Raw genomic sequence first — 13,767 nt, forward strand, 5'->3', positions numbered from 1 at the left:
CCCCGTCGGAGCCGATGATGTGCGCAGCCGTGACACCGACGAAACATCCGCCGCCTACGATGTGAACTGATCGGTTCATTCGACCCGGCGACGCACGAGCACGAGGAGACGACCCCATGGCAGCACCCTGGAAGATCGGGATGTTCCAGTCCGGCATGCTGATGGGCTCGTGGCGGCTGCCCGAGAACACGTCGTACCGGTTCCTCGAGCTCGACCACTGGATCGACATGGCGAAGCGCTGCGAGGAGGCGGGCGTCGACTTCCTCTTCATGGCCGACGACTACGGCTACCCGGTCGTCGACGACACCGTCCCCGACGCGGCGGTCCGCAACGGTGTGCACGTTCCCAAGGCCGACCCGGCGATGATCCTGCCCGCCCTCGCCGCGGTGACCGAGCGACTCGGACTGGTGACCACGCAGTCCACCTCGGTCGAGAAGCCCCCCATGGTCGCGCGCAAGATGGCGACCCTCGACCACCTCACGAAGGGCCGCATCGGCTGGAACATCGTGACCGGCGCGGGCCAGAACGCCTCCGCCCGCCTCTTCGGCGCGCCCATGGTCGAGCACGACCTGCGCTACGGCATCGCCACCGACCACGTGGAGCTCACGCTGAAGCTCTGGGAGGGCTGCTGGGACGACGACGCGATCCTCCTCGACCGCGAGAACGGCGTCTACGCCGACCCGGCGAAGGTGCGCGAGATCGAGCACGACGGCCCGCACTTCCGCGCGAAGGGGCTGCTGAACGTGCCGCCCGGGCCGCAGCGGACGCCGATGCTGTTCCAGGCCGGCGCCTCCGGGCCGGGTCGCGACCTCGCGGCGAAGTTCGCGGAGGGGGTCTTCCTCGCCGCCGAGATCCCCAAGGTCGCCGAGCAGATCGCCGACATCCGCCGCAGAGCCTCGTCGTTCGGCCGCGACCCGCAGAGCCTCGTCTGCATGATGGCGGGCACCTTCATCGTGGCGCCCACCAGCACGGAGGCGCACGAGCTGCGCGCACGGCAGATCGCGACCCGCTCGCTCGATGAGGCGGCCGCCTCCTACGCCTTCTTCACCGGCGTCGACCTCTCGGTGATGGACCCCGACAAGCCGATCGACCCGTCGACCGTGACGCAGACCGGCCGGACGAACCTCGAGCGCTTCCTCGGACCGAACGCTCCGACGGTGCGCGAGGTGCTCGAGGAGTTCCAGCGCAACAACGTCATGGGCGCGCCGTTCATCGGCGACCCCGGCGAGGTCGTCGACCAGGCGGAGGCGGCGGTCGCGGCGACCGGCGCCGACGGCTTCCTCGTGCAGCCCGACCCGTACGGCAACTTCGACAGCTTCCTCGACCTGGTCATGCCCGAGCTGCGCGCCCGCGGACTCGTCGTCGAGGCGCAGGTGGGCCAGACGCTCCGGGGCCGCCTCCGCGGCGACGGGCGCGCGCACCTGCCGGCCGACCACCCCGGGGCGCGGATCCGGGCCGCCTCGGTCTGACGCGGGCGCAGTCCACGGGCCTGCGTGAAACGTTTTATGCTCAAGGTCCGGCGGACGACGAGGCCCGGACCCGTCGCTCCCGCATCTCGATCACGGAAGGGACGTCGCACGGATGATGCACTACGGAGGCGACTACAACCCCGAGCAGTGGGACGAGGCGACCTGGGCTGAGGACGTCGTGCGGATGCGCGAGGCGGGCGTCACGACGGTCAGCCTCGGGATCTTCGCCTGGGCGCGGATCCAGCCCGACGAGGACACCTTCGACTTCGAGTGGCTCGACCGCGTCATCGACCTGCTGCACGAGAACGGCGTCGGAGTCGACCTCGCGACCGCGACCGCGTCGCCTCCGTCGTGGGCCGCGAAGAAGTACCCCGGGCTCCTCCCCCAGGACGAGAACGGCGCGACCTACTGGCCGGGCAGCCGGCAGGCCTACAGCCCCTCCTCCCCCGACTACAGGAGGCTCGCGGCCCGGCTCGTCACCGCGATCGCCGAGCGGTACCACGACCACCCCGCGATCGTCCTCTGGCACGTGAACAACGAGTACGGCTGCCATCTGCACTACGACTACTCCGACAACGCCGCGGTCGCGTTCCGCGTGTGGCTCGAGCGGAAGTACGGCGACGTCGACGAGCTCAACCGCCGCTGGGGCACCCTGTTCTGGTCGCAGCGCTACGGCTCGTTCGACGAGATCGTGCCGCCGCGGAAGGCTCCGTACAGCCACAACCCCGCCGGTCTGCTCGACTTCCGCCGGTTCACCTCCGACACGCTGCTCGAGCTGTACACGATGGAGCGCGACATCATCCGCGCGACCGGCGCGACCCAGCCGATCACGACGAACTTCATGGGCGCGTTCCCGCCGCTCGACTACTGGCGCTGGGCGCAGGAGGTCGACGTCGTCAGCGACGACAACTACTTCGACCCGGCCGATCCGGAGTCGTTCCGCGGCGCCGCCTTCACCCGCGACCTGATGCGGTCGCTGAAGCCCGGGCAGCCGTGGCTCCTGATGGAGCAGGCGACCAGCGCGGTCAGCTGGCGCCCCTCGAACACGCCCAAGGCACCGGGGCGGATGGCGGCGCTGTCGATGCAGGCCGTGGGCCGCGGAGCCGACGGCATCCTGTTCTTCCAGTGGCGCCAGTCGCGCCGGGGCAGCGAGAAGTTCCACTCGGCGATGCTGCCGCAGGCGGGGACCGAGACGCGCACCTGGCGGGAGGTGGTCGAGCTCGGGAGCACCCTCGGCGCCCTGCCGGAGCTCGGCGGCACCGCCTCCGGGGCCCGGATCGCGCTCGTGATCGACTGGGAGAACTGGTGGGCGATCCAGAACCCCGACCACCCCGTCGTGCTCGACTACCTCGAGCTGGTGCAGCGCTGGCACGCCGCGCTCCACCGGCAGAACCTCGCCGTCGATCTCGTGCGGGCGGGCGACGACCTCTCGGGGTACGCGCTCGTGGTGCTCGCGCACTCCTACCTGCTCACCGACGACTCGGCGGCGAACCTCACCTCGTTCGTCGAGGGCGGCGGACGCCTGCTCGTCACTGCCTTCAGCGACGTGGTCGACGAGGACGACGCCTTCCGCGACGGCGGCTTCCAGGTGGGGTTGCGGGAGGTGCTCGGGGTGTCGGTGGTCGAGTTCGGCGCGACCCCCGCGGTCGACGCCGACGGGCCGTTCGGCGCGTTCGCCGGCGGATTCCTCGCGGAGGAGCTCGCCGTCGTGGACGACGCTGCGGTCACGGTGCTCGGCCGCTTCACCTCGGGGCAGGCCGCCGGGATGCCGGCGCTCACCGCGCGCTCGACGGGAGCCGGGACGGCGCACTACTTAGCGACGATCCCCGACGACGCGGGGATGACGGCGCTGACCGGCTGGCTCGCGGCCGAGTCGGGCGTGGGGCCGGTGCTGCGCACCGGTTCGCGGGTGGAGGCATCGCGCCGCGGCGACGTGCTGACGGTGATCAACCACGGCGTCGACCCGGTCGACGTCGCGCTCTCCGGGACGGATGTCGTCACCGGCGCCGCGGTCGAGTCGCTGCACCTCGAGCAGTACGGGTGGGCGCTCGTGCGCGTCGCAGCAGGCTGACCGCCTCACAACTGAGGCTGACCGGTACGAACGCCCGAGAATTCGGGAGATCTGCGCGTCCAGCCTCAGTTGTGGCGTCCCCTCCGGCGAGAACGCGCCCTCAGCTCCCCGCCTGCACCGCGTGCAGGGTCGCGTAGCGGCCGCGGGACGCGAGCAGCTCGGCGTGCGAGCCGATCTCGACGATCCGGCCGTGCTCGAGCACGACGATGCGGTCCGCCGACCGGATCGTCGACAGCCGGTGAGCCACGACGAGCGTCGTCCGCCCCCGCATCAGGCGCTCGAGGGCCTGGCGCACGAGCGACTCCGACTCGGGGTCGAGCGCGCTCGTCGCCTCGTCGAGCACGAGCACGCGCGGATTCCGCACCAGCGCGCGGGCGATCGCGATGCGCTGGCGCTGCCCGCCCGAGAGCCGCGCCCCGCGCTCGCCGACGACGGTGCCCCAGCCCTCGGGCAGCGCGTCGACGAAGTCGAGTGCGTTCGCGTCGCGGAGGGCGGCGCGGATCCGGTCGTCGTCGACCGTGCCGAGTCCGTAGGCCACGTTCTCGCGGATCGAGCCCTCGAACAGCACCGAGTCCTGCGGCACGACCGACACGAAGCGGCGGGCGCTGCGCAGGTCGAGCGACTCGGCGTCGCGCCCGTCGAGCAGGATGCGTCCGCTCGTGGGCCGGAGGAAGCCGAGCACCAGGTTGAGCATCGTCGACTTGCCCGAGCCCGAGGAGCCGACGAACGCGATGGTCTCGCCCGGGGCGACGTCGAGCGACACATCGTCGATCGCGGTCGTCGCGGCGTCGTAGCGGTAGCCCACGTGGTCGAGGCGGATCGCGCCGCGCAGGTCGTCGACGTGCGCCTTGCCCGCGTTGTGCTCGAGGTCGGGATCCTCGAGCAGCTCGCCGATCGAGCGCACCGACTCGGTGCCGCGCGCGATGATCGGCAGCAGCATCAGGAGGTTCGTGACGGCTCCGGTGAGCAGCGCGAAGTAGGAGCTGAGCAGCACGACCTGCCCGGCGGTGATCGGGACCCAGCCGCTGATCGACGCCCACGCCGCGGCCACGAGGCACGCGACTCCGAGCAGCTGCAGGCCCACCCACGACAGCGAGGCGAAGCGCCCGTTCAGCAGGTCGAGGCTGTAGCCGGCCGAGCGCACGCCCTCGGCGCCGGCCGCGACCCTGTCGACGGCCGTGCTCTCGAGGCCGTGCGCGCGGGTGATCGGGATGAGCGTGGCCATCTCGCCGACCCGCGCCGAGAACTGCTCGACCTCGCGGCGGAACACCTCGTTGCCGTGCCGCGAGCGCTTGGTCAGGAAAGCGCGCAGCAGCACCGCGAGCGGGATCGCCAGCGCGTAGACGGGGAGGAACTCGGGCACGTTCAGCGCCGTCATCACCAGCGCGCCGCCCGCCACCATCACCGCCGAGAGCAGCGGATGGGCGACCTGCTGCAGCATCGTCTCGATGTTCTCGACGTCGCGGACGACCTTCGTCTGCACGATCGACGAGCTCGCCCGGGTGTGGAAGCCGATCGACAGGTTCTGCAGCCGCGCCGCGAGGGCGTTGCGGAGGTCCTTGCCGGTCTGGCGCACCGAGCTCATGTAGAGCCGGGTGTACATCACGTGGTTCGGGTAGTTCTGCAGCAGCGCGACCAGCGCGATCGCCGTCCAGAGCCAGAGGGTCGAGGAGGGGCCGCCCGCCACGACGACGTCGACGATGGCCCCGGTCACCACCGGCAGCAGCCAGAGCGGAGTGTCCTTCACGGCGAAGAAGAGCACGGCGACCGTGATCCGCCCGCGGTAGCGGCCGAGCAGGCGGAGCGAGGACCGGGCGGGGCGGCGGCGGTCGATCTCGATCGGCGCGAGTGACGGGCGGGCTTCTCCCACGAGTGGACGTCTCCGATTCGACGCACCCGACAGGCGGCTCCCTCGGCGTGGTCGCAGGCGAGGCTACTCGCTGTCCCGATGGCGGGCAAGCGTTTTCCGAGCTAGGGTGCCTCAGAGCGCCGGCACGCGCCGTCGCCCTGGATCGCGAGGACGCACATGGACGCCGACACCCTCCCGCCGCTCCGAGTGGGCATCATCGGCACGGGCGGTGTCGCCCATCTGCACGCGGCCGCACTGGCCGGTCGCGACGACGCCCGGATCGTCGCGGCCATCGACACGGACGCCGAGCGCGCGCGCACGTTCGCCGCGCAGCACGGCGTCCCCGCCTCCGGCACCTCGTTCGCCGACCTGCCCGAGGTCGACGTGCTGCACCTCTGCACCCCGCCCGGCGTGCACGCCGAGCAGGCCGAGGCCGCTTTCGCCCTGGGCGCGCACGTCGTCGTCGAGAAGCCGCCGGCCCTCTCGCTCGCCGAGGTCGACCGGATGCTCGCCGCCGCCGAGCGCGCGGGTCGCCGCCTCGCCGTGGTGTTCCAGCAGCGCACCGGCACCGCGGCCGCCCACGTGCGCGGCCTCCTGGGCTCCGGCGCGCTCGGCCGCCCCCTCGTCGCGCGCTGCGACACCCTCTGGTACCGCGACGACGAGTACTTCGCCGTCCCGTGGCGCGGCCGGTGGGACACCGAGGGCGGCGGCACCACCTTCGGGCACGGCATCCACCAGCTCGACCTGCTCGCGCACCTGCTCGGCGACGTCGACGAGGTGACCGGCCAGGCCTGGCGCCTCGGCCGCGACATCGAGACCGAGGACGTCTCCACCGCCGTGCTCCGCTTCGCCTCGGGCGTCGTCGCGTCGGTGCTCACCAGCGCCGTCTCGCCGCGCCAGTCGAGCTCGATCCGGATCGACACCGAGCGCGCCACGATCGAGCTCGAGCACCTCTACGGCCACGGGCACGCCCACTGGCGGATCACACCTGCGCCGCACGTCGGCGCCGAGGAGGTCGCGACCTGGGCGTTCCCGGACGACGAGGTGGCGAGCGGGCACGAGCCCTACCTCGACGCCGTCTACGCGGCCCTGCGCGCGGGCGGCCCGCTGCCCGACGTCGCCGACGCCCCGACCCGCTCCCTCGAGATCGTCGCCGCCCTCTACCTCTCGTCGCGCCGGGGCGCGGCCGTGCGGATCGAGGAGCTGCGCGCCGACCCGTCGCTGCGCACGGCGGTGCGCGCCGAGGTGGTCGACCTGCGACTCGAGGCGCGACCGTGATCCTCGGCGACGGCATCGCGACGCTCGTCCTCGACGACCCCGCGACTCCGGCGCGCGACTCGCCCCGGCCCTACCTGCACCCGGTCCGGACGCCGGGCGGCGTGGTCGTCTCCGACCTCCGGCCGCCCGACCACGACTGGCACCTCGGCCTCTCGCTGACCGTCGCGAACCTCCGCGTCGGCGACGAGGCTCCGGACGCGAACCTCTGGGGCGGTGTCACCTGGGTCACCGGCGAGGGCTACCGTCAGCTCGACAACAACGGCTCGCAGCGCCTCCTCGGGCAGAGCGGATCGGCGCTCGACCTCGGCTGGTTCGCCGCCGACGGCCGGCTGCTGCTGCGCGAGCGGCGGCGCCACGAGGTGAGCCTGCCCGCGGCGGGAGTCGCGGTGCTGGACATCGCGAGCGAGTGGACCCCCGGGGTGCCGGGCCTGCGCTTCGGATCGCCGACCACCGCCGGCCGCGCCGACGCGGGCTACGGCGGGCTGTTCCTCCGCCTGGCGCCGGACTTCGCGCAGGCGCGAGTGCTCTCGCCCACCGGCGAGACGACGGCGGAGGCGGCCCGGGGTGCGTCCGCCCCGTGGCTGGCCCTCGCGACCGGCACCGCGACCGTCGCGATCGCCGCCTCCGCGACGAACCCCGTCACTCCGTCGCCCTGGTTCGTGCGCACCGAGCCGACGCCGATGCTCTGCGCCGCCCCGTTCTTCCACGACGAGTGGCCCCTCGACGGCCCCGCTGCCTGGGGCTGGCGCGTGCTGCTGGCCGACGGCGCCCTCGAAGCCGAGCGGATCGCGGCGGTCCTGCGGTGACGGCACCGCTGCCGCTGCGCGAGGACGCCTTCGCCGAGCCCTACCGCGACCCCGTCTTCGACGGCCCGACCGACCCGGTGCTGGTCGCCGACACCGTCCGGGGCGAGTGGCTGCTGCTCTACACCCAGCGCCGTGCGTCGCTCGATCTGCCCGGCGTCGAGTGGGTGCACGGCAGCCGGATCGGCATGGCCGCCTCGAGCGACGGCGGCGCGACCTGGCGCTATCGCGGCACCGTCCACGGGCTCGACGAGGGCCTCACCGCCGAGCGCGCGACCCTCTGGGCGCCCGACGTCGTCAGGATCGGCGACCGCTGGCGGATGTACGTGACCCGGATCGACGGCATCCCCGGCGACTGGACCGGCCGCGCCGCCATCGCGCAGTTCGACAGCGACGACCTCGTCCACTGGCGCCTGCGCGGCGAGATCGACCTCGGCTCCGATCGCGTGATCGACGCCGCCGTCGCCCGCACCGGGGACGGCCGGCACCGGCTCTGGTTCAAGGACGAGCACCGCGACTCCACCACCGGGGTCGCCGTCAGCGACGACCCCGCCGATCCCGCCTCCTGGCGTGTCGAGGGCGTCGCGATCGGCGGGCGCCCGCACGAGGGGCCGAAGGTGTTCCGCCTCGGCGGGTGGTTCTGGATGGTCGTGGACGAGTGGCGCGGACTCGCCGTGCACCGCTCCCCCGACGGCACCGCCGGCTGGCGACGGCAGAGCGCCGACGACGGCCTGATCCTGATGCGCCCCGAGCAGGTCGAGGGCCGGGCCGTCTCGGGCCGGCACGCCGATGTCGTCGAGCTCGGCGGCGAGCGGGCGCTCATCGTGTACTTCACGCATCCGGAGTGGGGCGGCAGCGAGCTCGCCGACATGCCGGCGACTGCGTCACAGCGCCGATCGCACGTCCGCTCGGCCGTGCTGAGCGTGGTCGACGGCGTCCTCGTCTGCTCCTCCGACTGAGTCGCCGGGCCTGGGATCGCACAGCCTCCCGACCCGCCGTGCGATCGCGGCTTGACGCGCGGATACTCGCGACGTACTTTAGGGCAAACGCTTTCCCGAAACGTTTCATCGAGACGTCGGGGGTTCGAAACAATGATGTTCTCGAAAGGACGAAGATGTTCCGCACACACAGCACCCGCGTCGCAGGAGTGGCCCTCATGGCCGCTGCAGCACTCGGACTGACCGCCTGCTCCGGCGGAGGCTCCGGGGCCTCGGCCACGCTCGACCCCGACGAAGAGATCACCCTGAACTACACGTTCTGGGGCAACGACGACCGGGCCGCCCGCTACGACCAGGCCATCGCGCTGTTCGAGGAGGAGAACCCGAACATCACGATCAACTCCACGTTCACCGACTACGGCGGGTACTGGGAGAAGCGCCAGACCGAGGCCGCCGGTGGCGGACTGCCCGACGTGATGCAGTTCGACTACACCTACCTCCGCCAGTACGGCGACAACGGCCTGCTCGGCGACCTGTCCGAGTACTTCGGCGGCGCGGTCGACGAGAGCACCATCTCCGAGGACCTCCTCGCGACCGGCGAGCTCGACGGCGCCACCTACGCGATCCCCACCGGCTACAGCGCCTGGGCGATCTTCCAGAACCAGGACCTCCTGACGGCCAACGGCCTCGAGCCCTACCCCGGCGGCGGCAGCTGGGACGACTACGCGGCCTACGTCGCCGACGTCACCGCCAAGACCGGCGGCGCCGTCTACGGAGGCACCGACTACACCGGCCGCATCCAGAACTTCGAGCTGCAGCTGCGCGCCGAGGGCAAGGAGCTGTTCACCGAGGACGGCGAGCTCGCCTTCACCGAGGACGACCTCGCGTCGTTCTGGGAGCAGGGCGACGAGATGCGCACCACGACCGGCGTGCCGGCCGCGCGCCTCCAGGAGCTGCTGCCCAAGTCGGGCTTCGGCGCCGGCATCGCGACCAGCGAGATGAGCTGGAGCAACTTCCTCGGCGGCTACATCGGCGACAGCGGCGCCTCCGAGATCGTGATGACCGCTCCTCCCACCGCGGACGAGGGCTCGCAGGACCTCTACCAGAAGGTCGGCCTGATGCAGGCGATCTCCTCGGCCACCGAGCACCCCGAGGCCGCCGCGACGTTCCTCGACTTCCTGATCAACAGCCCCGAGGTCGGCGAGATCTTCGGCGCCACCCTCGGCATCCCCGCCTCCTCCGAGCAGCTCGCGGGTGCGAACCTCGAGGGCCCGGACAAGCAGGTCGCCGACTACCTCGACTCGGTCGAGGACCGCATCGGCGAGGCCCCGGCCGCTCCGGTCGCCGGCTACGGCGCCATCGAGGCCAACTTCCTCGACCTCGGCACGAGCCTCGGCCTCGGTGCCGTGAGCGTCGACGAGGCTGTGCAGCAGTTCTTCGACGAGACCGCTGTCACGCTCGACAACTGATCGATCCCCCAGGCCAGGAAAGGCATCTCATGACGACGACGTCGACCCCGAGCGGCACCGCCGCAGACGGTCGCGTCGCGCCCACCGCCGGCCGGACGAGCACTCCTCGTCCGGCCGGTGGGGAAGCGCGGCGACGCCCCAAGCGGGACACCCTGGCCGGCTACGTGTTCCTCTCGCCGTGGCTCATCGGCTTCGTCGGGCTCACGCTCGGCCCGATGCTGATGTCCCTCTACTTCGCGTTCACCGACTACAACCTCTTCACCTCGCCCGAGTGGGTGGGGCTGGCCAACTTCGAGCGCCTCCTGGGCGACCCGAAGTTCATCCAGTCGGTGCAGCTGACCCTCGCCTACGTCTTCATCGGGACGCCGGTCAAGCTCGCCGCCGCCCTGGTCGTCGCGATGCTGCTCAACTACAGCGCCAAGGGCACCGGCTTCTTCCGCTCCGCGTTCTACGCACCGTCGCTGATCGGCGCGAGCGTCAGCATCGCCATCGTCTGGCGCGCGATGTTCTCGACCGACGGCCCCGTCGACTCCGGACTCCAGATCTTCGGCATCCAGATCGGCGGCTGGGTGGGCGTTCCCGCCCTCATCCTGCCGATGATGATCATCCTGGCGGTGTGGCAGTTCGGCGCCCCGATGGTGATCTTCCTCGCCGGCCTCAAGCAGGTCCCGGCCGAGCTCTACGAGGCGGCGATGATGGACGGCGCCGGACCCTGGCGCAAGTTCCGCAGCGTCACGCTCCCGATGCTCTCGCCGGTCATCTTCTTCAACCTGCTGCTCGAGATGATCAACGCCTTCCAGGTCTTCGCCTCGGCGTACATCATCGGCAACGGCACCGGCGGCCCCGCCGGAGCGACCAACTTCTACACGGTGTACCTCTACACCCGTGCCTTCACGAACAACCAGATGGGCTACGCCTCGGCGATGGCCTGGGTCCTGCTGCTGTTCGTCGGACTCCTCGCCTTCGTCCTCTTCAAGACTCAGAAGAGCTGGGTGCACTACTCGGGAGACACCAAATGACGACCTTCGACACCACGCTCCCCTCGGCCGACACGCAGGCGCTGACCGAGCCGGCCCCGACCCGTCGCGGCGGGCGCAAGCGCCCCAAGACCGGGACGATCGTCTGGATCGCGGCGATGATCGTGCTCACCGCGATCGTCCTCTACCCGCTGGTCTGGATGGGCGCCGCGGCGTTCAAGCCCAACAGCGAGTTCGGCGGCCAGACCGGCCTCCTGCCGCAGAACCCGACGATCGACAACTTCGTGAAGGTCTTCGCGGGAGTCGGCGGCGTGCCGCTCTGGCAGTTCTTCCTCAACTCCACCGTGCTGGCGATCGGCTCGGTCATCGGAGTCGTCATCTCGTCGTCGATGGCGGCCTACGCCTTCGCGCGGCTCGACTTCCGCGGTCGTCCGCTCTACTTCGCCCTGATGATCGGCACGCTCCTGCTGCCGATGCACGTGCTGCTCATCCCGCAGTACACGATCTTCCGCACCCTCGGGATGATGGACACCTACTGGCCGCTGCTGATCGGAAAGTTCCTCGCGACCGAGGCGTTCTTCGTCTTCCTGATGGTGCAGTTCATCCGCAACCTGCCCCGCGAGCTCGACGAGGCCGCCCGGATCGACGGAGCCGGCCACCTGCGGATCTTCGGCTCGATCACGATCCCGCTGATCCGCCCGGCCCTGATCACCTCGTCGATCTTCGCCTTCATCTGGAGCTGGAACGACTTCCTCGGCCCGCTGCTCTACCTGAACACCCCCGACAAGCAGCCGCTGCCGCTGGCGCTGCGCGTCTACAACGACCAGACCTCCGCCTCCGACTACGGCGCGACCATCGCGGTGTCGGTGCTCGCGCTGCTGCCGGTGCTGATCTTCTTCATCATCTTCCAGCGCTTCCTGGTCGACGGAGTCGCCACGCAGGGTCTCAAGGGATGAGCTCGTCGCGCTCTCGCCGGGCCGCCCGGGACGCCCGGGCGGCCGCCGCCGACGGCACCGCGCTGCGCTGGCCGGGGGCCGCGAACAAGTTCGCCCTGTTCGCCGAGGTGATGTTCACCGGAGTGCTGGTGACGGTGCTCGCACTGCCGCTGGTCACCCTGCCGCTGGCTCTCGCGGTCGGCGCGCGCCACCTCCGCCGCTTCGTGCTCGACGAGCCGTCGACGCTCGCGACGGCGCTGGCGGAGGCGCGCACCGGCCTGGTCCGCTCGCTCCCGATCGGGGTCGGGCTGGTCCTCGCCTCCGCCGCATTGGCGCTCGATCTCGCGCTGGTCGCGGGCGGGACGCTGCCGGGAGCGGCGGCCGTCGGCGCGGTCTGCGCGGCGGCCCTCGCGGCCGGACTCGTGGTGCTGCTCACGGCCTCCGCCGCCTGGCAGCCCGACTCCCGCTGGGTGCCCCTGCTGAAGGAGTCCGCCGCTCGCTCGGTCCGCGACCTCCGCGGCTCGGGCGCCGTGCTGGTGGCCGTGCTGCTCGCCGTCGTCGTCACCTGGCAGCTCGCGCCGCTCGTCGTGCCGGCCCTCGGCTGCACGGTCTTCGCGGCGGTCGCCGTCCGCCTTTCGCGGACACCTGTCGAATAACAGCCCGCACCGGGAGTTTTGTCCGGCGCGGCGAAGGGCTAGCGCTTTCCCCCACGGTACGGCGGAGTGACAGAATGACGACCGTTGAGCGGGCACGCAGCCCGCCGAGGAGTGATCGATGGCACCGAAGGATCGCACCGCGGCCGTGACCCTGCACGACGTAGCCCGCGAGTCCGGAGTGTCGCTCGCCACCGCCTCCCGCGCGCTCAACGGCAGCGCCCGCAAGGTCAACGACGCCTACCGCGCCCGCGTGGTCGCCGCGGCCGCCAAGCTCGGCTACTCGACAAACCTGTCGGCCCAGGCCGTGGCCAAGGGCACGACCTCGACGGTCGCCCTGCTGGTCAGCGACATCGCCGACCCCTACTTCTCGAGCATCGCCTCCGGGGTGCTCGCCGCGGCCGAGGCCGCCGGTCTCGTCGTGACGATCGGAGTCACGCGCCGCGACCCGCTCCGCGAGCTCGAGCTGGTGCGCACCCTCCGCGGCGGCCGGCCGCGCGTGATGCTGCTCGCGGGCAGCCGCTTCGACGACGAGTCCTCCCGCGACGCGCTCGTCGCCGAGCTCGAGGCCTTCGAGCGCTCCGGCGGCCGGGTGGTCATGCTGAGCCAGCGCGCGCTGCCCTTCCCGACCGTCCAGCTCGACAACCGGGCGGGCGCACAGGCTCTCGCCGTCGAGCTCGTCGCGCTCGGCTACCGCCGCTTCGCGATCGTGCACGGACCGGCGACCCTGCTCACCTCGGCCGACCGCGTGCAGGGCTTCACCGACGGCCTCGCCGCGCACGGCGTGACCCTGGATCCGGCGCTCGTCGTCGAGACGGCCTTCACCCGCGACGGCGGGCACGCAGCGACCCTCCGGCTGCTCGACGAGCACGCCGACGACATCGACCTGGTCTTCGCCGTCAACGACGTCATGGCGATCGGCGCCTCCTCCGCGCTGCGATCGCGCGGCGTCGAGCCGGGCACCGGCATCGGAGTCGCGGGCTTCGACGACATCCCGACCCTGCGGGACGTGAGCCCCGCGATCACGACGGTGGCCGTGCCCCTCACCGAGATCGGGAGCTGCGCCATCGCGATGGCGCTCGACGACGACGCCGACGGCGACTCCTCCGTCGTGCTGCCGACCGCCGTCGTCGTGCGCGAGAGCACACCGGGGCGCTGACGCGACCCGCCCTTCCGGGCGTCGACCTCCGGCTCGCAGAAACACGTTCGGCTCGCGGATTCCCGCGATTCCCGCGAGCCGAACGCGTTCTGACGAGCCCAACGTGACAACGGAGGCACCTTGGGCTCGCAGAAACACGTTCGGCTCGCGGAATCCCGCGATTCCC

General features: G+C 71.7%; 11 protein-coding genes. 10 read left to right on the forward strand and 1 reads right to left on the reverse strand.

Annotated features, from left to right (window positions below):
- Nucleotides 1-116: 116 nt before the first annotated feature.
- Complete coding sequence (locus tag GRS92_RS02790; RefSeq protein WP_159853035.1) at nt 117-1,469, forward strand: NtaA/DmoA family FMN-dependent monooxygenase; 1,353 nt, start codon at nt 117-119, stop codon at nt 1,467-1,469.
- Nucleotides 1,470-1,581: 112 nt separating this feature from the next.
- Nucleotides 1,582-3,540 (forward strand): beta-galactosidase, encoded by a 1,959-nt coding sequence (locus GRS92_RS02795; protein ID WP_159853037.1) that lies wholly within the window; start codon nt 1,582-1,584, stop codon nt 3,538-3,540.
- Nucleotides 3,541-3,640: 100 nt separating this feature from the next.
- On the opposite strand, the gene GRS92_RS02800 is transcribed toward GRS92_RS02795, so the two are convergent.
- Nucleotides 3,641-5,410 carry an ABC transporter ATP-binding protein gene (locus GRS92_RS02800; protein ID WP_204162345.1) on the reverse strand — a complete coding sequence of 590 codons (1,770 nt, stop codon included), beginning with the start codon at nt 5,408-5,410 and terminating at the stop codon, nt 3,641-3,643.
- Between the two features lie 156 nt (nt 5,411-5,566).
- Here GRS92_RS02800 and GRS92_RS02805 point away from each other — a divergent pair, with 156 nt between their 5' ends.
- From GRS92_RS02805 to GRS92_RS02840, 8 genes are all read left to right on the forward strand, one after another.
- The gene (locus GRS92_RS02805) at nt 5,567-6,667 is read left to right on the forward strand and encodes a Gfo/Idh/MocA family protein (RefSeq protein ID WP_159853039.1); all 1,101 of its coding nucleotides are present in this window, start codon (nt 5,567-5,569) and stop codon (nt 6,665-6,667) included.
- Nucleotides 6,664-7,473, forward strand: a complete 810-nt coding sequence (locus tag GRS92_RS02810) for a DUF6807 family protein (protein ID WP_159853040.1) — start codon at nt 6,664-6,666, stop codon at nt 7,471-7,473. The genes GRS92_RS02805 and GRS92_RS02810 overlap by 4 nt, the downstream gene beginning before the upstream one ends.
- Nucleotides 7,470-8,429, forward strand: coding sequence for a family 43 glycosylhydrolase (locus tag GRS92_RS02815; protein ID WP_235021781.1), 960 nt, complete (start codon nt 7,470-7,472; stop codon nt 8,427-8,429). Before GRS92_RS02810 ends, GRS92_RS02815 begins: the two co-directional genes overlap by 4 nt.
- 155 nt (nt 8,430-8,584) lie before the next feature.
- Nucleotides 8,585-9,877 (forward strand): ABC transporter substrate-binding protein, encoded by a 1,293-nt coding sequence (locus GRS92_RS02820; protein WP_159853041.1) that lies wholly within the window; start codon nt 8,585-8,587, stop codon nt 9,875-9,877.
- 29 nt (nt 9,878-9,906) lie between these two features.
- Entirely contained in the window at nt 9,907-10,896 is a 990-nt protein-coding gene (locus tag GRS92_RS02825; RefSeq protein ID WP_159853042.1) for a carbohydrate ABC transporter permease, read from the forward strand.
- Complete coding sequence (locus GRS92_RS02830; RefSeq protein ID WP_159853043.1) at nt 10,893-11,810, forward strand: carbohydrate ABC transporter permease; 918 nt, start codon at nt 10,893-10,895, stop codon at nt 11,808-11,810. Before GRS92_RS02825 ends, GRS92_RS02830 begins: the two co-directional genes overlap by 4 nt.
- On the forward strand, nt 11,807-12,445 hold the full coding sequence (locus GRS92_RS02835) for a hypothetical protein (RefSeq protein ID WP_159853044.1): 639 nt from the start codon (nt 11,807-11,809) through the stop codon (nt 12,443-12,445). Before GRS92_RS02830 ends, GRS92_RS02835 begins: the two co-directional genes overlap by 4 nt.
- 118 nt (nt 12,446-12,563) lie before the next feature.
- Complete coding sequence (locus GRS92_RS02840) at nt 12,564-13,601, forward strand: LacI family DNA-binding transcriptional regulator (RefSeq protein ID WP_159853045.1); 1,038 nt, start codon at nt 12,564-12,566, stop codon at nt 13,599-13,601.
- Nucleotides 13,602-13,767 lie beyond the last annotated feature (166 nt).

The sequence above is a fragment of the Rathayibacter sp. VKM Ac-2754 genome (genome assembly GCF_009807095.1).
GTDB lineage: Bacteria > Actinomycetota > Actinomycetes > Actinomycetales > Microbacteriaceae > Rathayibacter.